This window comes from Citrobacter sp. RHBSTW-00599, assembly GCF_013784065.1.
Classification (GTDB): Bacteria; Pseudomonadota; Gammaproteobacteria; order Enterobacterales; family Enterobacteriaceae; genus Citrobacter; species Citrobacter braakii.
In genome coordinates this window covers 661,438-682,040 of record NZ_CP056717.1, presented here as the reverse complement: position 1 = coordinate 682,040, position 20,603 = coordinate 661,438, and the positions used below count along the sequence as shown (strand labels likewise).

Annotated in this window: 20 protein-coding genes and 1 riboswitch; of the genes, 10 read left to right on the top strand and 10 right to left on the bottom strand. The window is 52.7% G+C overall.

Annotated elements, in window-relative coordinates; translation table 11 throughout:
* Positions 1–134: 134 nt before the first annotated feature.
* Positions 135–812 carry a DUF1190 family protein gene (locus HV243_RS03305; RefSeq protein WP_016154521.1) on the top strand — a complete coding sequence of 226 codons (678 nt, stop codon included), beginning with the start codon at positions 135–137 and terminating at the stop codon, positions 810–812.
* A 5-nt stretch (positions 813–817) separates the two neighbouring features.
* A complete protein-coding gene (locus HV243_RS03300; RefSeq protein ID WP_019077698.1) occupies positions 818–1,978 on the top strand; it encodes a glutathionylspermidine synthase family protein in 1,161 nt (386 codons plus the stop codon).
* An 85-nt stretch (positions 1,979–2,063) separates the two neighbouring features.
* Here HV243_RS03300 and ygiD read toward each other — a convergent pair whose 3' ends face one another.
* Entirely contained in the window at positions 2,064–2,852 is a 789-nt protein-coding gene (gene ygiD / locus HV243_RS03295) for a 4,5-DOPA dioxygenase extradiol (protein WP_016154523.1), read from the bottom strand.
* Positions 2,853–2,999: 147 nt separating this feature from the next.
* Between ygiD and zupT the strand changes: the two genes are divergently transcribed.
* Positions 3,000–3,773 carry a zinc transporter ZupT gene (gene zupT, locus HV243_RS03290; RefSeq protein WP_016157488.1) on the top strand — a complete coding sequence of 258 codons (774 nt, stop codon included), beginning with the start codon at positions 3,000–3,002 and terminating at the stop codon, positions 3,771–3,773.
* A gap of 65 nt (positions 3,774–3,838) precedes the next feature.
* Here the strand turns inward: zupT and HV243_RS03285 are convergent, their stop codons facing one another.
* Positions 3,839–4,015 (bottom strand): hypothetical protein, encoded by a 177-nt coding sequence (locus HV243_RS03285; RefSeq protein ID WP_016154525.1) that lies wholly within the window; start codon positions 4,013–4,015, stop codon positions 3,839–3,841.
* Between the two features lie 397 nt (positions 4,016–4,412).
* On the opposite strand from HV243_RS03285, the gene HV243_RS03280 reads away from it, so the two are divergent.
* From HV243_RS03280 to dsbI, 3 genes are read left to right on the top strand one after another with little or no spacing between them, the layout of a single operon-like run.
* The gene (locus tag HV243_RS03280) at positions 4,413–6,209 is read left to right on the top strand and encodes an aryl-sulfate sulfotransferase (protein ID WP_053388753.1); all 1,797 of its coding nucleotides are present in this window, start codon (positions 4,413–4,415) and stop codon (positions 6,207–6,209) included.
* A 23-nt stretch (positions 6,210–6,232) separates the two neighbouring features.
* Positions 6,233–6,901, top strand: a complete 669-nt coding sequence (locus HV243_RS03275) for a thiol:disulfide interchange protein DsbA/DsbL (protein WP_019077701.1) — start codon at positions 6,233–6,235, stop codon at positions 6,899–6,901.
* Between the two features lie 14 nt (positions 6,902–6,915).
* Positions 6,916–7,593, top strand: a complete 678-nt coding sequence (gene dsbI / locus HV243_RS03270) for a protein-disulfide oxidoreductase DsbI (protein ID WP_053388752.1) — start codon at positions 6,916–6,918, stop codon at positions 7,591–7,593.
* Positions 7,594–7,676: 83 nt separating this feature from the next.
* On the opposite strand, the gene ribB is transcribed toward dsbI, so the two are convergent.
* Positions 7,677–8,330 (bottom strand): 3,4-dihydroxy-2-butanone-4-phosphate synthase, encoded by a 654-nt coding sequence (gene ribB / locus HV243_RS03265; RefSeq protein WP_016154529.1) that lies wholly within the window; start codon positions 8,328–8,330, stop codon positions 7,677–7,679.
* 106 nt (positions 8,331–8,436) lie between these two features.
* Positions 8,437–8,586, bottom strand: a riboswitch (FMN riboswitch).
* A 132-nt stretch (positions 8,587–8,718) separates the two neighbouring features.
* On the opposite strand from ribB, the gene ubiK reads away from it, so the two are divergent.
* Complete coding sequence (ubiK, locus tag HV243_RS03260; protein ID WP_003024618.1) at positions 8,719–9,015, top strand: ubiquinone biosynthesis accessory factor UbiK; 297 nt, start codon at positions 8,719–8,721, stop codon at positions 9,013–9,015.
* A gap of 34 nt (positions 9,016–9,049) precedes the next feature.
* Here the strand turns inward: ubiK and glgS are convergent, their stop codons facing one another.
* The 4 genes from glgS to HV243_RS03240 all read right to left on the bottom strand — a co-directional run bounded on the left by glgS (position 9,050) and on the right by HV243_RS03240 (position 15,324).
* A complete protein-coding gene (glgS, locus tag HV243_RS03255) occupies positions 9,050–9,256 on the bottom strand; it encodes a cell surface composition regulator GlgS (protein WP_019077704.1) in 207 nt (68 codons plus the stop codon).
* A gap of 307 nt (positions 9,257–9,563) precedes the next feature.
* Positions 9,564–10,997 (bottom strand): bifunctional D-glycero-beta-D-manno-heptose-7-phosphate kinase/D-glycero-beta-D-manno-heptose 1-phosphate adenylyltransferase HldE, encoded by a 1,434-nt coding sequence (gene hldE / locus HV243_RS03250; protein WP_016154530.1) that lies wholly within the window; start codon positions 10,995–10,997, stop codon positions 9,564–9,566.
* A gap of 59 nt (positions 10,998–11,056) precedes the next feature.
* On the bottom strand, positions 11,057–13,897 hold the full coding sequence (glnE, locus tag HV243_RS03245) for a bifunctional [glutamate--ammonia ligase]-adenylyl-L-tyrosine phosphorylase/[glutamate--ammonia-ligase] adenylyltransferase (RefSeq protein WP_053388751.1): 2,841 nt from the start codon (positions 13,895–13,897) through the stop codon (positions 11,057–11,059).
* A 125-nt stretch (positions 13,898–14,022) separates the two neighbouring features.
* Positions 14,023–15,324: an inorganic triphosphatase gene (locus HV243_RS03240; protein ID WP_046276260.1), complete on the bottom strand. Its 1,302-nt coding sequence runs from the start codon at positions 15,322–15,324 to the stop codon at positions 14,023–14,025.
* 241 nt (positions 15,325–15,565) lie between these two features.
* Between HV243_RS03240 and HV243_RS03235 the strand changes: the two genes are divergently transcribed.
* Both HV243_RS03235 and HV243_RS03230 read left to right on the top strand, forming a co-directional pair.
* Positions 15,566–16,186 carry a TIGR04211 family SH3 domain-containing protein gene (locus HV243_RS03235; RefSeq protein ID WP_016154533.1) on the top strand — a complete coding sequence of 207 codons (621 nt, stop codon included), beginning with the start codon at positions 15,566–15,568 and terminating at the stop codon, positions 16,184–16,186.
* Between the two features lie 61 nt (positions 16,187–16,247).
* Entirely contained in the window at positions 16,248–17,483 is a 1,236-nt protein-coding gene (locus HV243_RS03230; protein ID WP_053388750.1) for a multifunctional CCA addition/repair protein, read from the top strand.
* A gap of 52 nt (positions 17,484–17,535) precedes the next feature.
* Here HV243_RS03230 and bacA read toward each other — a convergent pair whose 3' ends face one another.
* Positions 17,536–18,354: an undecaprenyl-diphosphate phosphatase gene (gene bacA / locus HV243_RS03225; protein WP_053388749.1), complete on the bottom strand. Its 819-nt coding sequence runs from the start codon at positions 18,352–18,354 to the stop codon at positions 17,536–17,538.
* An 86-nt stretch (positions 18,355–18,440) separates the two neighbouring features.
* On the bottom strand, positions 18,441–18,809 hold the full coding sequence (gene folB / locus HV243_RS03220; RefSeq protein ID WP_003828442.1) for a bifunctional dihydroneopterin aldolase/7,8-dihydroneopterin epimerase: 369 nt from the start codon (positions 18,807–18,809) through the stop codon (positions 18,441–18,443).
* Positions 18,810–18,915: 106 nt separating this feature from the next.
* Here folB and plsY point away from each other — a divergent pair, with 106 nt between their 5' ends.
* The gene (gene plsY, locus HV243_RS03215; RefSeq protein ID WP_016154536.1) at positions 18,916–19,533 is read left to right on the top strand and encodes a glycerol-3-phosphate 1-O-acyltransferase PlsY; all 618 of its coding nucleotides are present in this window, start codon (positions 18,916–18,918) and stop codon (positions 19,531–19,533) included.
* A 31-nt stretch (positions 19,534–19,564) separates the two neighbouring features.
* Here the strand turns inward: plsY and HV243_RS03210 are convergent, their stop codons facing one another.
* Positions 19,565–20,506, bottom strand: a complete 942-nt coding sequence (locus HV243_RS03210) for a LysR family transcriptional regulator (RefSeq protein ID WP_016157496.1) — start codon at positions 20,504–20,506, stop codon at positions 19,565–19,567.
* Between the last annotated feature and the right edge of the window lie 97 nt (positions 20,507–20,603).

Here is a 20,603-nt window from a genome sequence, read left to right as displayed (position 1 = left end):
GCTTCGGCCCCGTCTGAACGTAAGGCAACGTAAAGATCCGCCCCTTCTTCCGCATTCTCGCCTCTTCCCGCTTCAATTTCGACCAGTCATCCTCTATTCTGAGCAGAGTTACCACTGGGTCCTGGAAGACATAAATGAAACGGACAAAATCTATACATCACGCCTCGTTCCGCAAAAGCTGGAGCGCGCGCCACCTGACTCCTGTCGCTCTGGCAGTTACCGCTGTTTTTATGCTCGCGGGCTGTGAAAAGAGTGACGAAACGGTTTCGCTTTATCAGAACGCGGACGACTGCTCTGCAGCTAATCCGGGTAAAAGCGCCGAATGTACCACTGCGTTTAACAATGCGCTGAAAGAAGCTGAACGCACCGCGCCAAAATACGCCACTCGCGAAGACTGTATCGCTGAATTCGGCGAAGGCCAGTGCCAACAGGCACCTGCACAAGCGGGCATGGCGCCGACCGGTGAAGGCCAGGCTCAGGCGCAGAATCAAAGCAGCGGCAGCTTCTGGATGCCGCTAATGGCAGGCTATATGATGGGCCGCATGATGGGTGGCGGTATGGGCGCTCAGCAGCCGCTGTTCAGCTCGAAAAATCCGGCCAGCCCGGCATACGGCAAATATACGGATGCCGGCGGCAAAAACTACGGCGCCGCAACGCCGGGTCGCACCATGACCGTACCGAAAACCGCCATGGCGCCGAAACCGGCTACCACCTCTACCGTAACCCGCGGTGGATTTGGCGAATCTGTGGCTAAACAGAGCACCATGCAGCGTAGCGCAAGCGGTACTACCACACGTTCAATGGGCGGCTGATCGTCATGGAAAGAGTCAGTATTGTTGAGCGCCCGGACTGGCGCGATAAAGCCACCGAATACGGTTTCAACTTTCACACTATGTACGGCGAGCCGTACTGGTGTGAGGATGCGTATTATAAGCTCACGCTTGCTCAGGTCGAAAAGCTGGAAGAGGTCACCGCAGAGCTGCATCAAATGTGCCTCAAAGTGGTGGAAAGGGTCATCGCCAGCGATGAGCTGATGACTAAGTTTCGCATTCCGAAGCATACCTGGGGCTTTGTCCGCCAGTCCTGGCTGACACAGCAGCCGTCGCTCTATTCGCGTCTCGATCTGGCGTGGGACGGCACGGGCGAGCCTAAGCTGTTAGAAAACAACGCCGATACGCCAACCTCTCTGTACGAAGCTGCGTTTTTCCAGTGGATCTGGCTGGAAGACCAACTCAATGCAGGCAACCTGCCGGAAGGCAGCGATCAATTCAACAGTCTGCAGGAAAAGCTGATCGAGCGTTTCGCCGAGCTGCGTGAGCAGTATGGTTTTCAGTTGCTACATCTGACCTGTTGTCGCGATACGGTGGAAGACCGCGGAACGATCCAGTATCTGCAGGATTGCGCTGCCGAAGCTGAAATCGCCACTGAATTCCTCTATGTCGAAGATATTGGTCTTGGTGAAAAAGGTCAGTTCACGGATATGCAGGATCAGGTCATTGCTAACCTGTTCAAGCTCTATCCGTGGGAATTCATGCTGCGCGAAATGTTCTCCACCAAGCTGGAAGACGCTGGCGTTCGCTGGCTGGAACCAGCCTGGAAGAGCATCATCTCCAACAAAGCGTTATTACCGCTGTTGTGGGAAATGTTCCCGGATCATCCGAATCTGCTGCCTGCGTATTTCGCCGAAGATGACTATCCTCAGATGGATAAATTCGTCGTAAAGCCGATCTTCTCACGTGAAGGCGCGAACGTTTCCATTATCGAAAACGGTAAAACGATCGAAGCAGTGGAAGGGCCGTACGGCGAAGAAGGTATGATCGTGCAGCAGTTCCATCAGCTACCGAAGTTTGGCGACAGCTATATGTTGATCGGCAGCTGGCTAATCAACGATCAACCAGCTGGCATTGGCATTCGCGAAGACCGCGCGTTGATCACGCAGGATCTCTCGCGTTTCTATCCGCATATTTTTGTCGAATGACTGAGAGTGCCGGGTGGTGGCTGCGTCTTACCCGGCCTACAGCATGAACTGTAGGCTCGATAAGCGCAGCGCCATCGGGCATTTATCATCCGACCTGCACCGACAACATACTCAAACTTCCCATCTCAATCCCGTCAACAGGAATAGTCACCGGCTCTTTGCCGTCCCAGGCACCTAATACATACAGCAGCGGCAGATAGTGATCCGGTGTCGGGTTCGATAACGATCCCCCTTCATGATCGAGATAGTTCACCAGCGGGTGCTGTTCAACCGGTCCCTGCCATGTCAGATTTGCTTTAACATATTCGTTGAATGAGGTCGCCCACGGATATGGCGTGTTCTCACCATGCCAACGCGCAGTGCGCAGGTTATGTACCACGTTGCCGCTGGCTACCAGCATAATGCCCTCATCACGCAGTGCCGCCAGCTTGCGGCCAATTTCAAAATGCCAGGCCGCAGGTTTAGTACTGTCAATGCTCAGCTGCACCATCGGAATATCCGCATGCGGGTACATCTTGATCAGCACGCCCCATGAACCGTGGTCAAAACCCCACGCCTCTTTGTCTAAGGTAACGGGCACCGGGGCCAGCAAGTCAACCAGATGCTGCGCCAGTTCCGGTGATCCAGGAGCCGGGTAATGGGTGTCATACAGCGCCTGCGGAAAACCGCCAAAATCGTGGATCGTTTTAGGCGCTTCCATCGCCGTCACGCCCGTGCCACGAGTGAACCAATGCGCCGAGACCACCACAATGGCTTTCGGGCGCGGCAACGTTTCCCCCAGTTGCTGCCAGGCGCGGGTATAAACGTTATCTTCCAGAACATTCATCGGGCTACCGTGACCCAAAAACAATGCTGGCATACGAGTTGAAGACATGATGATATCCTTACTGAGGGAGTCATTTTGATACCACCACAATACGCTTATTCGGCTGATGAAGAACTCAGATAACCATGATGAAGATCATCAGTTATTTTGACGATCCGACCCGGACAGCAGATTGATAAGGAGTTTTATTTGTCGATGTCAGTACCTTTACTTCTGACTTTACTGGCAGGCGCCGCCACGTTTATCGGCGCATTTCTCGGCGTGTTAGGGCAAAAACCCTCCAACCGCGTGCTCGCCTTTTCGTTAGGCTTCGCCGCAGGGATTATGTTACTGATCTCACTGATGGAGATGCTCCCAGCCGCACTGGCTGCTGAAGGCATGTCGCCGGTATTGGGCTACGGAATGTTTATCGTTGGCTTACTGGGATACTTTGGCCTGGACCGCCTATTGCCGCACGCGCACCCTCAGGATCTGGTACAGAAAACCACGCGGCCACTGCCCGGCTCCATTAAACGTACCGCGATTTTATTAACGCTCGGCATTAGCCTGCACAACTTCCCGGAAGGGATAGCGACGTTTGTTACCGCCAGCAGCAACCTCGAGCTGGGCTTTGGTATTGCCCTTGCCGTCGCATTACACAATATTCCTGAAGGATTAGCCGTTGCGGGTCCAGTCTATGCAGCCACGGGCTCCAAACGTACGGCGATATTCTGGGCCGGAATCTCGGGCATGGCGGAAATCCTGGGCGGCGTACTGGCGTGGTTAATTCTGGGGAGCCTGATCTCACCGGTAGTGATGGCGGCAATAATGGCAGCAGTCGCAGGAATTATGGTGGCGCTGTCCGTCGATGAGCTAATGCCGTTGGCAAAAGAGATCGACCCGAATAATAATCCCAGCTATGGGGTACTTTGTGGAATGTCGGTGATGGGGTTAAGTCTTGTCATCCTCCAGTCCATGGGGATCGGCTAATTCAGAGGGCGGATGCCACCCTGCTAATTTACAGCATCCGCTCATCCATAGCAGAACGTGAAGGACTATTCCTGTTCCTTAACCGCGCTGTTATCTTCGCCAGAACGACGAAAGAGTTTGTTTCGCGCCTCGAGTAATGCATCCCGGTCTTGCCGAAATGCCCGACAATAACGCTTCATATGGCAATAATAACCAACTGCAACGAGTGCAATTAATACAATCCAGTACCAGGCGATAAACATTCTTTTACCCTTAAAATTTAACATCATTAAACATTTAACGTTAAAATTTTACACAACCTTATTCTTACATACTCCTATAGTGGCATATTCCAGAAACAAATATATGATTTCGATCATATAAATCAGCAGCTATGCAAATAGTTGACACAGTTATAAAAAATAAAACAATGTCGACAAGATCACACTGCGCAATAATAAATATTGCCCTTAAAATAACGCACTCATACCATCCAAAAAATAATAAAAATTAGCGCCTGCAAAATAATACACCTCATCAATATTAATATATTCACCATAAAAGTAGCATCGGCAATACCATTTTTTATTATATTCACATCGTAAAAACATAATATATTCAGCACTGTTATATCTAAAGATAATATAAGGAGATATATCCATGTTTACACAGTACCGAAAAACACTTCTAGCCGGAACGCTTGCACTGACGTTTGGCTTTGTCGCAGGTAATTCATTTGCCGCTGGTTTCCAACCAGCCCAGCCCGCAGGAAAATTGGGTGCGATAATCGTTGACCCATACGGAAACGCCCCTCTTACCGCACTGGTTGAATTAGATAGTCACGTTATTTCGGATGTTAAAGTTACCGTTCATGGTAAAGGTGAAAAAGGAGTCCCAATTACCTATGCCGTCGGCAAAGAATCCCTCGCCACCTACGATGGGGTTCCTATTTTTGGCCTTTATCAAAAGTTCGCTAATAAGGTCACTGTTGAATATAAAGAAAATGGCAAGGCCATCAAGGAAGATTACGTGGTGCAAACATCTGCCATCGTTAATCACTACATGGATAACCGTTCTATTTCCGATTTACAGCAAACAAACGTTATTAAGGTCGCACCTGGCTTTGAAGACCGTCTCTATCTGGTGAATACCCACACCTTTACCGCGCAGGGCGCAGAATTCCACTGGCATGGTGAAAAAGATAAAAATGCCGGTATCCTGGATGCAGGTCCGGCCGGTGGCGCATTACCCTTTGATATCGCACCCTTTACCTTTGTCGTTGATACGGAAGGTGAATATCGTTGGTGGCTGGATCAGGACACTTTCTATGACGGTCATGACATGGATATCAACAAGCGCGGTTACCTGATGGGCATACGAGAGACACCGCGCGGCACCTTCACCGCCGTACAGGGCCAGCACTGGTATGAATTCGATATGATGGGCCAGATTCTGGCCGACCATAAGCTGCCGCGCGGATTCCTCGACGCATCGCATGAGTCCGTCGAAACGGTGAACGGCACCGTACTGCTTCGCGTGGGTAAACGGGACTATCGCAAGGAAGATGGCATTCACGTCCAAACTATCCGCGACCAGATTATTGAAGTCGACAAATCCGGTCGTGTTGTTGACGTGTGGGATCTGACAAAAATTCTCGATCCGATGCGTGATGCACTGCTGGGTGCGTTGGATGCGGGCGCGGTATGCGTCAACGTGGACCTCGCTCATGCCGGCCAGCAGGCAAAACTGGAGCCAGATACCCCCTACGGTGACGCCCTCGGCGTGGGTGCTGGTCGTAACTGGGCGCACGTTAACTCCATCGCCTTTGACGCCAAAGACGACGCCATCATTATCTCTTCCCGCCATCAGGGGGTTGTCAAAATCGGTCGCGATAAACAGGTGAAGTGGATCCTTGCACCGTCTAAAGGCTGGAATAAGGCGCTGGCAAGCAAGCTGTTAAAACCGATTGATGATAAAGGCAACGCACTGAAATGTGATGAAAATGGCAAGTGCGAGAATACCGATTTCGATTTTACCTACACTCAACACACCGCATGGCTCTCCAGCAAAGGAACGCTTACCATTTTTGACAACGGCGATGGCCGCGGACTCGAACAACCGGCGTTACCAACAATGAAATACTCCCGTTTCGTCGAATATAAAATTGACGAGAAAAAAGGGACCGTCCAGCAAATTTGGGAGTACGGAAAAGAGCGCGGTTATGATTTTTATAGCCCTATCACCTCGGTTATCGAATATCAAAAAGATCGCGACACCATGTTTGGCTTTGGTGGTTCGATTAATTTATTTGACGTTGGACAGCCAACCATCGGCAAAATCAACGAAATTGACTACAAAACAAAAGAAGTCAAAGTCGAAATTAATGTCCTGTCCGATAAGCCAAATCAAACTCACTACCGTGCATTGCTGGTTCATCCACGCCAAATGTTTAAATAATTACATTAGATTAAGGATTAATTATGTCATCTAAATGGATCACTTCATTATTTAAAAGCGTGGTATTAACCGCCGCGCTTGCCTCACCGTTTGCAGCATCAGCGTTTACTGAAGGCACTGATTATATGGTTCTGGAAAAACCAATTCCCAACGCCGATAAGACGTTGATCAAAGTATTCAGTTACGCCTGCCCATTTTGCTACAAATATGATAAAGCCGTGACAGGGCCCGTGTCAGACAAAGTCGCCGATGTCGTTACTTTCACTCCGTTTCATCTGGAAACCAAAGGGGAATACGGTAAACAGGCCAGCGAAATCTTTGCCGTAATGATTGCCAGGGACATGGCTGCAGGTATTTCATTGTTTGACGCCAAATCACAGTTTAAAAAAGCCAAGTTCGCTTATTACGCCGCCTACCACGATAAGAAAGAGCGCTGGTCAGAGGGTAAAGATCCCGCCTCATTCATCAAAACAGGGTTGGATGCAGCGGGCATGAGCCAGGCTGATTTTGACGCGGCATTGAAGGATCCAGCCGTCCAGCAAACGCTGGAGAAATGGAAAGCAGCATATGATGTCGCCAAAATCCAGGGCGTTCCGGCTTACGTCGTCAATGGTAAATACCTGATCTACACCAAAAATATCAAATCTATTGATTCCATGGCTGAGCTTGTCAGAGAGCTCGCGAAAAAATAAACAGGGACCCGGCTATGGCTTTCATAAAAGGATCGTGGCGAGACTTATGTAATACACCGGTTGATACCCTGGTGAGATGGCAGGAACAGCGCTTTCTGTGGCTGTTGATGGCTTGCGCAATGGGTGGATTGATTATTCTGGCGCATTCGTTCTTCCAAATCTATCTCTACATGGCCCCCTGCGAACAATGTGTCTACATTCGCTTTGCCATGCTGGTGATGGTTTTTGGCGGATTGATTGCGGCAATCAACCCCAAAAATGTTGTTCTGAAGCTCATCGGTTGTATCGCGGCATTTTACGGCAGCATCCTGGGCATTAAGTTCTCCATCAAACTTAACGGCATTCATTATGCTGTACATAACCCGGACCCGGATTCGCTGTTTGGCGTACAGGGATGCTCCACCGATCCGACATTCCCTTTTAATTTGCCTCTGGCCAACTGGGCACCGGAGTGGTTTAAACCCACAGGAGATTGCGGCTATGACGCTCCCATTGTTCCCGACGGCGTGGCGCTCAGCAGTACGCAAAAGTGGTTTGTCGATCTGTACCAGCAGTCAGAAGGCTGGTATCTGATCCCGCCTTGGCATTTTATGAACATGGCGCAGGCCTGTTTGTTGGCCTTTAGTTTGTGCTTACTGTTGCTCGTCATTATGAGCGGCGCATGGGCATTACAGCGGGTGAGAACCAAATAATCGGAGCAAGAAACAAAAAAACCGAAGCCTGGAAGATGGCTTCGGTTTTTTATGCTTACCGCGACTAACGTGGTAATTTGCGATTAGCTGGCTTTGCGCTCATGCGCCTGACGATAAGCCACCAGGTCTTCGATAGTAACTACCGCCATATTATGCTTGCCGGCAAATTCGATACATTCTGGCGCACGCGCCATGGTGCCATCGTCATTGGTCAGTTCGCACAGCACGCCTGCCGGTTTAAACCCTGCCAGCGTCATCAGGTCGATGGTTGCTTCAGTGTGACCACCGCGGGTCAACACGCCACCTGCCTGAGCACGCAGCGGGAAAACGTGCCCCGGACGGTTAAGATCGGAAGGTTTAGCGCCATCCTGAATTGCCGCACGCACCGTAGTAACACGGTCCGCAGCGGAAACGCCGGTAGTCACGCCTTCTGCGGCTTCAATGGTCACGGTAAAACCGGTACCGTAAGCGCTGGTGTTATTTTCCACCATCATTGGCAGATCGAGCTGTTTGCGTCGGTCTTCAGTGATGCACAGGCATACAATACCGCTGCCGTGACGGATGGTCAGAGCCATCTGTTCAACAGTCATGGTTTCTGCCGGGAAAATCATATCGCCTTCGTTTTCACGATCTTCGTCGTCAAGCACCATCACACCGCGTCCTTCACGCAGCGCAGACAGCGCAAGTTCAACACGTTCGAAAGGCGTACCAAAAGAGGAAAGTAGCGTCTGATTCATGGTAAAAAAACCTCACTAAAATTATGGTTACCAGAATCAGGGCAGTCTTAGGAGTACCGTCTAAGCGGCAAAAAAATAACGTGAGCGGGTCCATGCCCGACTGGATCGTTACTCTCTCCCATCCGGACTCTAACCGTCGGCCCCGGAATTACACCGGATCTGCTGACCTTTGAGTTTGCACCCAAAGCGCTCGCGGGCTTTCAACCTGAGTTGATTTACCGCCGGTGGGGAATTTCGCCCCGCCCTGAGAATAAGCGAGTTAACTATAACGCTATTGATTACCTTCATCAACGCCTTTGCTCGTCTTAGCTTCACACAATTCTGGTTTATGCCTGTGCCAGTTCGCACTACAATAGGCAACAACACGTACCAGTTCAGGGAAACCACAATGATTGACCCGAAAAAAATTGAGCAGATTGCTCGTCAGGTTCACGAGTCGATGCCGAAAGGGATCCGCGAGTTTGGCGAAGACGTCGAGAAGAAAATTCGTCAAACGCTGCAGTCACAGCTGACCCGTCTGGATCTGGTAAGCCGTGAAGAGTTTGATGTACAGACTCAGGTTTTGCTGCGTACCCGTGAAAAGCTGGCGCTACTTGAGCAACGTCTGACTGAGCTGGAATCGCGTGAAAAAACGGCAGAAGTTAAACCTGCTCCCGCGATCCCGTCAGTCGATCCGCAAGAGTAAAAACGACAACGGGCCGCAAGGCCCGTTTTTTCTGTTAGTGTTCCAGTTCTAGCTTCCTGGCCTCCGTCGCCTGCTGGCAGTACAGCGCATAGCGTTTGCAAAACCAGCTACGATGTTCTTCATCCATATTCCCAGTTATCGCCTGGATATCTACGGGATGGCCCTCAGCTTGCATCCTGGCAAAACTACGGGCCAGGAAATCGAAATTGTTCATTGAATACATATTGCTGTTCATGAGCATACCCTCCAGTTATTGAATATCTGTTAAGGCCATATGCTTTTTCTAATTTCAGTATTTCCCTGGATGCGAAGTTATTCTGTACATATTGTGCGCAAAAGCACTGCGCTGGTTCACAGTTTCCCACGAAATCTAAGAGGGGTCGGATTTAAGGTCAGCGTGACGCACGCTTATTGTAACGTCATGTAAAAGTAAATCGGGAGGAGAAATCCCCTCTCCCCTTATTCCTTTACTTTAGGTTGAAGAAAACAGCAGCATCAATAGCAAGAAACGTATCGAATCCAAAAGTTCGATACGTTTCCAGCATTTGTTATTTATCGCTGTCTTTTTGGATCTTCTTGATGATATTGGTCGTTGAGCAGCCATCTTCAAAGTTCAGCACCAGCACTTCTCCGCCGTTCGCCCACACTTCTTTGCTGCCCGCAATATCTTCCGGCTTATAGTCGCCGCCTTTTACCAGCAGATCCGGCAGGATGCCGGCAATCAGACGCTGTGGTGTGTCTTCTTCAAAAGAGACCACCCAGTCGACGGCTTCCAGCGCGCCCAGCACGATCATGCGCTGTTCCAGCGGGTTGACCGGACGCGTTTCGCCTTTCAGACGTTTGGTCGAAGCATCGCTGTTTACCGCCACGATCAGACGATCGCCCAGCTTGCGCGCATTCGCCAGATAGGAAACGTGGCCCGCATGTAGGATGTCGAACACGCCGTTGGTCATCACCACTTTCTCACCGCGCTTGCGGGCGCTGGCTACGGCCTGTTTCAGCTCAGACTCGCTCATCACGCCAAAGCCAGTGTCGGCCCGACCGCGCACGGCGTTTTCCAGTTCAATCGGGGAAACGGTTGAAGTCCCCAGTTTACCGACGACAACACCCGCTGCGGCATTAGCAAAATAGCACGCCTCTTCCAGAGTGTTCCCCGCCGCCAGCGTCGCAGCCAGCACGCCGATCACCGTATCGCCCGCCCCCGTCACGTCATACACTTCCTGCGCCTGCGTCGGCATATGCAGTGGCGATTTGCCCGGTTGCAGCAGCGTCATACCCTGTTCGGAACGCGTGATCAGCAGCGCGGAAAGGTCGAAATCTGCAATCACTTTCATGCCGCGCTCAACCAGTTCATCTTCGCTTTTGCACTTACCGGCCACCGCTTCAAATTCAGACAAATTCGGCGTCAGCAGCGTTGCGCCACGATAGCGTTCAAAATCGGTCCCTTTCGGATCGATAAGCACCGGCACCCCAGCCTTACGCGCCAGAGCAATCATCTGCTGCACGCTTGCCAGCGCGCCTTTGGCGTAATCGGAGAGTACCAAAGCGCCAATGGAGCCCAGAGCCTGGTTAATACGCTCATGCAGTGGCTGCGGATCCACGCCTTCAAAACCTTCTTCGAAATCCAGGCGAATCAGTTGCTGGTTGCGGGAAAGCACGCGCAGTTTGGTGATCGTCGGATGAGTTGGCACAGAAACGAAGTCACATTTTACGTTCACATCCGCCAGCGTTTTGCTCAGCGCACGCGCCGCGTCGTCAATCCCAGTCAGGCCAACCAGACGCGAATTCGCTCCCAGAGAGGCAATGTTCATCGCCACGTTTGCTGCGCCACCGGGACGTTCTTCAATGGTATCAACCTTCACCACCGGAACCGGCGCTTCAGGTGAAATACGGCTGGTAGGACCGTACCAGTAGCGATCTAGCATCACATCACCGACAACCATGACTCCTGCACGTTCAAACTCTGGCAGCGTTACTTTCATTCCTGTCTCCTGAGAGATTCTCTGAGGGTCTTAAAATTTGCGCGCGATAATAGCACACTTCACTCGGCAACCAGCCACTTCTGCCAGCTGTCACGCACCAGCGTACGTTCAGCGTCGAAGTGCTCCGGCGCCACATGGCCCGGAAGTTCCTGCAATGCAAGATGATGAAGTTCATCGCGCAGCGTCGTATAAGCACGGGTAAGCGCCAGCGCTTCCTGCTCATCCATAATGTCGTTTTGCGCCAGTAACTCCAGAATGCGCACGTTATCCGACCAGCGCGTCAGCTTCGGTTTTTCATGCGCATAGCGCAGCACCAGGTATTGCGTAATAAACTCAATGTCGGTGATGCCGCCTTCATCCGCTTTGATATCAAAACGATCGCGATGCTTATTGCCCAAATGGGCCCGCATTTTCTCACGCATTTCGCGCACATCGGTCTGCAAGGTTTTCGCATCGCGGACGAGGGTCATGATATCGCGACGAATCGCATCAAACTGAGAGGTCAACCGTGGGTCGCCGTACACCACTCGAGCGCGCACCAGCGCTTGATGCTCCCACGTCCAGGCTTCGTTGCGCTGGTAATCAGCGAAAGCCTCGGTTGATGTCACCAGCATTCCCGCCGCGCCGGACGGACGCAACCGCGCATCCACTTCATACAAAATACCGGATGAGGTGCGGGTGCTGAAAAGGTGCATAATGCGCTGCGACAGACGCAAATAGAACTGTCGCCCGTCAATCTCACGCTCACCATCCGTCATCACGTCCATAGGACAGTCATGCAGGAAGATCAAATCAAGATCCGAACTGTAGCCCAGCTCCCAGCCGCCCAGTTTGCCATACCCGACGACGGCAAAACCGCGCCCCTCGCGCCCGTCAAGATGAGTGGGTTGCCCGTAGCGAGCGACCATCTGCATCCACGCCTGCTGGACTACCGCATCAATAATAGCTTCCGCCAGCCAGGTTAAGTGGTCGCTCACCTTCATCACCGGCAGCGTACCAGCGATATCTGCCGCGGCAATGCGCAGCAACTGCGTTTGCTTAAACTGACGCAGCGCTTCCAACTGCTGCTCTTCGTCATCTTCCGGCACGCGCAGCAAATACTGACGCAGTTCATCACGGTAGGCATCCGTCGCAGTGGGTTGATACAAGGTGTTCGGATCCAGCAGTTCATCGAGCAACAGCGGATACCGCGCCAGCTGGCTGGCGATCATCGGCGAAGCGGCACATAACGAAATCAGATGCTTAAGCGCTCCGGGGAATTCGCTCAGCAGCTCCAGATAGGTCGTACGGGTCACAATGCCTACCAGCAGCGGTGTGATGCGCGACAGCGGGACTGAGGCGTCGTCACGCGAACAGACATCGCTCAGCAGATGTGGCATTAAGTGATCCAGCACCTGGCGTCCGCGTGGGCCAATGGTGCGTTTATCCAGCTCTTTGCGAAAATCGGCAATCAGAGACAGCACGCGCCGGCGATCGTCATCCGCCAGATGCGTCAGCACCGGCGTGGTGTCATCTTCCTGTAATGCGTCCTGCCACAGTTCACGCCACTGTTCTGAGAGCGACTCTTCCTGGGTTTCTGCTTCGTCATCGCCAATCAACTCGTTAAACACCCGGCGCACGTTGTCCATATGACTGGCCAGCACATCGGTTAGCTGCTGCCAGTCATCGACGTTCATCCCCCACGCCAGCCGCGCGCGGTTCAGTTCATCGCCTGGCAACGTCTGGGTCTGCTCATCATTGATACTTTGCAGCAGGTTCTCCAGACGACGTAAATAGAGATAGGCTGCGCGCAGTTGTTCCGCGTCGGTATCTGACAGCAGGTGCAACGCATTGATGGCGCTGAGCGTGGGTAACAGCGAGCGGGATTGCAATGACGGCTCGCGCCCACCGCGAATAAGCTGGAATACCTGCACGATAAATTCGATTTCACGAATACCGCCCGCGCCCAACTTAATGTTGTCTTTCAGGCCACGGCGGCGCACTTCGCGGGCAATCATTCCTTTCATGTTACGCAGAGACTGGATCACGCTGAAATCAATATAGCGGCGGAAGACAAAAGGCCGCAGCATAGCGCGAAGCTCACTGACGTAAGTACCGTCGGAATCGCCCATAATGCGGGCTTTGACCATCGCATAGCGTTCCCAGTCGCGCCCTTGTTCCTGGTAATAATCCTCCAGCGCGGAGAAGCTCAGCACCAGCGGGCCGCTGTCGCCAAACGGGCGTAAACGCATATCCACCCGATAGACAAATCCATCCATTGTGGGCTGATCCAGCACTTTGATAAGCCGCTGGCCCATACGGGTAAAGAACTGCGCGTTATCCAGCTCGCGACGTCCACCCTGCGTACTGCCGTGCTCCGGCCAGGCAAAAATCAGATCGATATCAGAGGAAAAATTGAGTTCGCCGCCGCCCAGTTTCCCCATGCCTAAAATCAGCAGCGGTTGCGCAACACCTTGTGGATTACAGGGCGTACCCCATTCACGACAGCAGGCGGCGTATAACCAGTCACGCGCGGCGACGATCAACGTTTCAGCCAAATGGCTTAGCTGCTGCAAGATACTCTCTTCCGTCACCAGCGACAGCGTCTGCGCCCAGGCGATACGCACCATGATGCGACGGCGAAACAGGCGCAGCTCACGCATAAGCGTGTTTTCATCGCTAACGTCGACCAATGCTTGCTGTAACCAATCAGCATAGTGTTGCCATTCATCCGCCCCGGGTGGCGTGCTCTCCAGTTCGACCAGCCATTCGGGATGGGCAATAATGCTGTCGCGAAAAAAATCACTGAATGTAAGCACTGACTTCGCCTGAATGCTAAGCGAGGACTCAGATATTGCTGCTGGCAGCCGCTCAACAACGGTCGGCCAGTACTGCTGTAACGGTGAAGAGAGCTGCTTCATTTATGGATTATCCTTTGAATAGTACCGGGCAGCGGCATGTTGCCTTATCCAGCCTGCATGACGCTTCCGCCCATCGCGTAAGCCTGATAAGCGCAGCGCCATCAGGCATCCCGGCCTCACCCTGATTATCGTTTTCCGCTGTGCAGCCAGAACGGTTCCAAAGCAATCGCCTCGTTGCGGAAGTGTTCAATTTCAATGTATTGGTTGGCCGCAATGGCGTGACGTAAACCCTGCCAGGTGGCGATCCATTCCGATGCGACCTTTTCGTCGTAGTATCCCGCCAGCATCAGCATGCTATCAATGTTGCGCGTCAGGCGCGGAAGCTGATCGGCGTACTGATCGCCCAGCGGCTGAGCAAAAGCTGTTTTCAGCTCAGCGGCATGGCGCGAGAGATGGGTATCTGAGAAACGCTTAAAGGAGTCGGCTATTTTACCCTGCGCCTTCGCATCAAGGAACGGCTGCCACCCTTTGGTCACCAGCCATTCGGTCAGCGCCAGCTTGGCCATCGCCGTTTGCGTGCTGTAAACCGCGGAAACGGCAGAAACGTCAGACGCAATGATCGCTTCCGACTGGGTCAGCAAATCACGTAAGTGAGCACTCGCTTTTCGCGGCACATTACCGCCAAACAGCATCAGAATGTGACGCACCAGGCCCATCGCAGCCAGCACCTCGGCTTTCGCCCCTTTGACGCCGCGCACCCACAGCTCTTCATGGTACTGCCACTGTGATAATGCCAGCTCCAGCGCCGCTTCCAGCCCTTGCTCAATACTCGCTTTTGCCGGAACCTTCAAAATGCGCGTCGGTTTGAGTTCACGCGGTGCATTCCCCTGAGCCAGATGATAGCCGCGCGCCGCTTTACTCAGGCTGCCCTGGCGTAAACCGGTTTGCGATACCAGCTGGTTTGCCAGCTTCAATACCGCACGGGTATCGCCGCTTAACAGCTCCAGTTCAAGCTCACAGATAGGTTCAGCCAACTCGCCCGCTTTCACTTCCCCGAGATCGAGGGCCATTTCAATGCGGCTACCGTCGATATCAAGGTGCCATTTCTCACGGTAAAAATCGGTGCTGAAGAGCGGCTGTACCTGAGAGGCAAGTTCAGCGGGCAGTTTGCCATCAGGCCAGACTTCCGTTGGAAACAGGGAGAGATCCAACTCTGGCGCGTTCAGCGCAACGTTAAACTCCGGCCGCTGATGCAGGCCACCCGTCACTCGTCCGGCAATTTTCATGGTCATTTCGTAATGACCGTTCTCACCGCGAATACGCAGCCCCATATCGTGACCACGCAGCCACGCATCCGGCGTTTCGTAGTAGATATTCAGCAACTGGCTGGGCGCATGATGCTCTCCCCCCAGCGTATTCAGACGTTCACGTAGCGCATCTACAGCGTCACTATTGACGATAAATTTTAATTCGATTTCCTGGGCCATGGTCTTGTACTTATGGGTTATGTCACAGTTGAGAAAACTGACTGCGAACTAAGCTCGTTCTTTATGGTCAGTAGATAGTATTTTGCGCCAAATTGCCATGCAACGAGCAATTTGACGGGCGTAAAAGTTTTGGGTGGTGGCAAAAAGGACACAGATGATTCCGATTGATGTCGAATGCTTTGCGTAGAGACACTGATGCCACTACTATCGTTCCACTTTCTATGACAATAACGACAGCCTGATGCCAAAATTACGCCTGATTGGATTAACTTTACTCGCACTTAGCGCCACTGCAGTCTCTCATGCCGAAGAAAAGCGCTATGTTTCTGACGAACTGAACACCTGGGTCCGCAGCGGTCCGGGAGATAATTATCGCCTCGTGGGTACGGTTAACGCCGGCGAGGAAGTCACGCTATTACAGACCGATGCCAACACTAACTACGCCCAGGTGAAAGACAGCACCGGACGTACCGCCTGGATCCCACTGAAAGAGCTGAACAGTACGCCGAGCCTGCGTACCCGCGTTCCCGATCTGGAAAACCAGGTCAAGACCTTGACCGATAAGCTCAATAATATCGACACCACGTGGAATCAGCGCACCGCCGATATGCAGCAAAAAGTGTCGCAAAGCGACAGCGTAATCGACGGGCTGAAACAAGAAAACCAGAAGCTGAGGAACGAGCTTATCGTGGCGCAAAAGAAGGTCAGCGCAGCCAACCTTCAGCTTGATGACAAACAGCGCACCATCATCATGCAGTGGTTTATGTACGGCGGCGGCGTGCTGGGTCTTGGTTTGTTGCTCGGCCTGGTTCTGCCACACATGATCCCCAGCCGTAAACGCAAAGATCGCTGGATGAACTGAATCGCCTTCTCCGCCGCACTGACATATGATTAAGGGATCATAATTTCAAAAGGAAAGTGGCGTGAAGATTTATCTGGTCGGTGGTGCTGTTCGGGATGCGTTATTAGGGCTACCGATTAAAGATAAAGATTGGGTTGTTGTCGGCGCCACGCCGCAAGAGATGCTCGACGCGGGCTACCAGCAGGTAGGCCGCGATTTTCCCGTGTTTCTGCATCCGCAAACCCGGGAAGAGTATGCGCTGGCGCGTACCGAACGCAAATCAGGCTCGGGGTATACCGGATTCACCTGCTACGCCGCGCCGGATGTGACGCTGGAGGCCGATCTTCAGCGTCGCGATCTGACCATCAACGCAATGGCCCGCGATGACGACGGCGAGATTATCGATCCGTATAACGGATGCGACGATCTGGAAAACCGTCTGCTACGCCATGTGTCCCCCGCCTTTAGCGAAGATCCATTGCGCGTGCTGCGCGTGGCGCGCTTTGCTGCCCGCTATGCGCACCTCGGTTTTCGTATCGCTGAAGAAACCATGACGCTGATGCGCGATATGAACGCCGCAGGGGAACTGGAACACCTGACGCCAGAGCGGGTGTGGAAAGAAACGGAAGGTGCTTTAACCACCCGTAACCCACAGGTATTTTTTCAGGTCCTGCGCGACTGCGGCGCACTGCACGTCCTGTTTCCGGAAGTAGATGCCCTGTTTGGCGTTCCCGCGCCCGCGCAATGGCATCCGGAAATTGATACCGGTATTCACACGCTGATGACGCTGTCGATGGCGGCCATGTTAAGTCCGGAGGTCGACGTGCGTTTTGCCACGCTGTGCCACGATCTTGGCAAGGCATTGACGCCAAAAGCGCTGTGGCCACGCCACCACGGTCACGGTCCGGCTGGCGTGAAGCTGGTCGAACAACTGTGCCAACGCCTGCGCGTGCCGAATGACATCCGTGATTTAGCCAAACTGGTAGCCGAGTTCCACGACCTCATTCATACCTTCCCGATCCTGCAGCCGAAAACCATCGTTAAGCTGTTTGATTCCATCGATGCCTGGCGCAAACCGCAGCGCGTGGAGCAAATCGCCCTGACCAGCGAGGCCGACGTGCGTGGGCGGACCGGTTTTGAAGCGGCGGATTATCCGCAAGGCAGGCTGTTGCGTGAAGCCTGGCAGGTTGCGCAGGCGGTACCAACGAAAGACGTCGTTGAGGCGGGATTCAAAGGTCAGGCTATTCGCGAGGAACTGACCCGGCGTCGGATCGCGGCGGTGGCCGCCTGGAAAGAACAACGTTGCCCGAAAGCGTAGACAGAGCATTGCCGGATAAGCGTTAACGCCGCTATCCGGCAAGCTAGCAAAATCAGAAGAACACGACGTAAACGGCTGCCGCCACAATAAAGCGGTAAATCGCAAACGGAATAAACGAGATGCGCTTAATCAGCAGCAGGAAGGTTTTGATCGCCACCAACGCCACGATAAACGCCGTCACGAAACCAACTGCAAACATCGGAATATCTGATGCGCTGAGGAACGTCCAGCTTTTGTAGAGATCCAGCGCCGTTGCGCCCATCATCATCGGCACGGCCAGCAGGAAGGAGAATTCGGAGGCCGCGTAACGGCTTACTCCCATCAGCATACCGCCAGAAATCGTCGCCCCGGAACGAGAAAAACCCGGCCACAGCGCCAGACACTGGAAACAGCCAATCATAAACGCCTGGCGATAGGTCATATCATCCAGACCCGGCGCACGCGGCTCTTTCGGCTTCAGGCATTCTGCGGCAATCAGCAGCACGCCCCCTACCACCAGCGCATACATGACGTTGATCGGGTTAAACAGCGATTTGATGATGTCGTGGAAAATCAGTCCCAGTACGACGGCAGGAACCATCCCCAACAGGATATGGCCCAGCGTCAGCCGACCTTTGCCAGTGCCTTCATGTGGGACCTTACCGAAGTGAATGCCAATCAGGCCAAACAGACGTCGCCAGAACATCACCACGACCGCCAGGATAGAGCCCAACTGGATAACCACTTCAAATGTTTTTGCGGTGTCACCCTCAAAACCCAGCAAGTGGCCAACAATAATCATATGGCCGGTACTGGAAACGGGTAAAAACTCCGTCAATCCTTCGACCACACCCAAAATTGCCGCCACCAGCAGCGAGTGCATATCACTCATTAATGAACCTCTAGATAGATAAACCACGGCGAAAACGAGCCGACATAAAGACCCTTTTATACCCGTTTGGTTTAGATATTATTATTTTAATTATTTTCTTTCAGATTATTGCCACGCTCAATGATAACCCCGACGTTCGCCGCACGGGCAACCGCGCCAGGTTTACTGAGTTTGATCCGCACCCATGGAGAATTAAAACGGCTAAGCAGCAGATCCGCCACCTCTTCCGCCACGCGTTCGACCAGCGCAAAGCGCCCGCCTTCCACATGATTAACAACCGTTTGAGCAATATCAGCATAGCTCAGGCAATCAGCCACATCATCGCTTTTAGCCGATTTACGGTTGTCCCACGCCATTTCGATATCGAACACCAACTGTTGTTCGATCGTTTGTTCCCAGTCGTAAACACCAATAGTGGTGATTACAGAAAGTTGCTCTATAAATACAATATCCATCACGACCTGCCTGCTTTTTGGCTAACCCGGATACCACTTCCGGCGAAATATGCGTATTATCCACAGAAGTAGCGTTTTACACGACATTTTCAAAACGGAACAGCTTATGAGTGCAATCGCGCCTGGAATGATTATCTTCGCGTACCTCTGTGGCTCAATTTCCAGTGCTATTCTGGTATGCCGCCTTGCTGGATTACCGGACCCGCGTGACAGCGGATCTGGGAATCCGGGCGCGACAAACGTATTGCGCATCGGTGGCAAAGGAGCCGCCGTCGCGGTGCTGATTTTCGACGTCCTGAAAGGTATGTTACCCGTCTGGGGTGCCTATGCGCTAGGCATTAGCCCCTTCTGGCTGGGATTGATCGCGATCGCCGCCTGTCTGGGTCACATTTGGCCGGTCTTCTTCGGCTTTAAAGGTGGGAAAGGCGTTGCCACCGCCTTTGGCGCAATTGCGCCGATTGGTTGGGACTTAACCGGCGTGATGGCCGGAACCTGGCTGCTGACCGTCTTATTAAGCGGCTATTCATCATTAGGCGCTATCGTCAGCGCGCTGATCGCCCCCTTTTACGTCTGGTGGTTCAATCCCCAGTTCACTTTCCCGGTGTCCATGCTGTCGTGCTTAATTCTGCTACGCCACCATGACAACATTCAGCGTCTGTGGCGTCGTCAGGAGCCAAAGATCTGGACCAAGCTGAAGAAAAAACGCGAAAGAGACCCAGAGTGATTTTAATGTCGGATAGCGACGCAACAGCGTCTTATCCGGCGTGGGGAATGTGATACCCCTCTACCGGTTTGCCTAATCGGTGCTGGCACCACGTCGCCAGAAACTCCACGCACACCCGAAGCTTCACGCTGCGATACAGCGGCTCCTGATAAACCGCCCAGATATTGGCGCTTTGCGCATAGTCCGGCAGCACGCGCACCAGTTCACCGCTTGCCAGAAACGGCTGCAGGTCCCATTCGGAACGCAGCATAATCCCTTTTCCCTGTAGCGCCCACTGCAACACAATCTCGCCGCTGTTAGAGGAAAGATGTCCCGCCACCTTGACCGACTTTTTCTCCTGGCCGTTATCCAGCTCCCACACCCCGTGGGTCATATCGCGTTCTTTAGTGACCAGGCAATCATGACGACTTAATTCCTGCAGCGTTGTCGGCTCACCGTATTTTTGTAAATACGTCGGCGCTGCACATAATATTCTTCTATTTTTCGTTAACAAATGCGCAATATAATAATCCGGAATCTCGTCATTAATACGAATATCCAAATCGATATTATCCTGCGCCAAATCAATTTGCCGATCATAAAGTTCAAAATGCACCTGTAATTCAGGATAGCTATGCATCAGTTCGGTAATAGCCGGTGCAATATAACTGCGCCCAAAGCCAAAGCTACAGCCGATACGAATCATCCCTGCCGGGCGCGTTTTGAGTTGCGTGACGTCATCGACCAGATGCTGATAGCCCGCAAGAATAGCCTGCGCATGTTCATAACAACGTTGACCACTCTCCGTGAGTATCACGCCGCGCGCGGAGCGGCTTAGCAGCGTCGTCCCCAGCGTGGACTCAAGGATCTGAATGCGTTTCGTCACAAACGCGGGTGTTTGGCCCAGCGCCGCGGCGGCGGCACTGAAGCTGCCGCTATGAACAATTTCAACCAGGACCTGCAGGTCTTTCGCGAGGGGATACGTGTTCAGCATGATAGGTATATCCGTAAAGTTGTTAACCGCAGTGTAATTCCCTCATGCGTATTAAACCCTGCCTTTGCGCAATTTTTATTGCTTATCTGAACATCAT

What these genes read in the sequence shown, in the direction of transcription:
- HV243_RS03305 (WP_016154521.1), top strand. Translation starts at nt 135, where the DNA reads ATGAAACGGACAAAATCTATACATCACGCCTCGTTCCGCAAAAGCTGG.
- HV243_RS03300 (WP_019077698.1), top strand. Translation starts at nt 818, where the DNA reads ATGGAAAGAGTCAGTATTGTTGAGCGCCCGGACTGGCGCGATAAAGCC.
- ygiD (WP_016154523.1), bottom strand. Translation starts at nt 2,852, where the DNA reads ATGTCTTCAACTCGTATGCCAGCATTGTTTTTGGGTCACGGTAGCCCG.
- zupT (WP_016157488.1), top strand. Translation starts at nt 3,000, where the DNA reads ATGTCAGTACCTTTACTTCTGACTTTACTGGCAGGCGCCGCCACGTTT.
- HV243_RS03285 (WP_016154525.1), bottom strand. Translation starts at nt 4,015, where the DNA reads ATGTTTATCGCCTGGTACTGGATTGTATTAATTGCACTCGTTGCAGTT.
- HV243_RS03280 (WP_053388753.1), top strand. Translation starts at nt 4,413, where the DNA reads ATGTTTACACAGTACCGAAAAACACTTCTAGCCGGAACGCTTGCACTG.
- HV243_RS03275 (WP_019077701.1), top strand. Translation starts at nt 6,233, where the DNA reads ATGTCATCTAAATGGATCACTTCATTATTTAAAAGCGTGGTATTAACC.
- dsbI (WP_053388752.1), top strand. Translation starts at nt 6,916, where the DNA reads ATGGCTTTCATAAAAGGATCGTGGCGAGACTTATGTAATACACCGGTT.
- ribB (WP_016154529.1), bottom strand. Translation starts at nt 8,330, where the DNA reads ATGAATCAGACGCTACTTTCCTCTTTTGGTACGCCTTTCGAACGTGTT.
- ubiK (WP_003024618.1), top strand. Translation starts at nt 8,719, where the DNA reads ATGATTGACCCGAAAAAAATTGAGCAGATTGCTCGTCAGGTTCACGAG.
- glgS (WP_019077704.1), bottom strand. Translation starts at nt 9,256, where the DNA reads ATGCTCATGAACAGCAATATGTATTCAATGAACAATTTCGATTTCCTG.
- hldE (WP_016154530.1), bottom strand. Translation starts at nt 10,997, where the DNA reads ATGAAAGTAACGCTGCCAGAGTTTGAACGTGCAGGAGTCATGGTTGTC.
- glnE (WP_053388751.1), bottom strand. Translation starts at nt 13,897, where the DNA reads ATGAAGCAGCTCTCTTCACCGTTACAGCAGTACTGGCCGACCGTTGTT.
- HV243_RS03240 (WP_046276260.1), bottom strand. Translation starts at nt 15,324, where the DNA reads ATGGCCCAGGAAATCGAATTAAAATTTATCGTCAATAGTGACGCTGTA.
- HV243_RS03235 (WP_016154533.1), top strand. Translation starts at nt 15,566, where the DNA reads ATGCCAAAATTACGCCTGATTGGATTAACTTTACTCGCACTTAGCGCC.
- bacA (WP_053388749.1), bottom strand. Translation starts at nt 18,354, where the DNA reads ATGAGTGATATGCACTCGCTGCTGGTGGCGGCAATTTTGGGTGTGGTC.
- folB (WP_003828442.1), bottom strand. Translation starts at nt 18,809, where the DNA reads ATGGATATTGTATTTATAGAGCAACTTTCTGTAATCACCACTATTGGT.
- plsY (WP_016154536.1), top strand. Translation starts at nt 18,916, where the DNA reads ATGAGTGCAATCGCGCCTGGAATGATTATCTTCGCGTACCTCTGTGGC.
- HV243_RS03210 (WP_016157496.1), bottom strand. Translation starts at nt 20,506, where the DNA reads ATGCTGAACACGTATCCCCTCGCGAAAGACCTGCAGGTCCTGGTTGAA.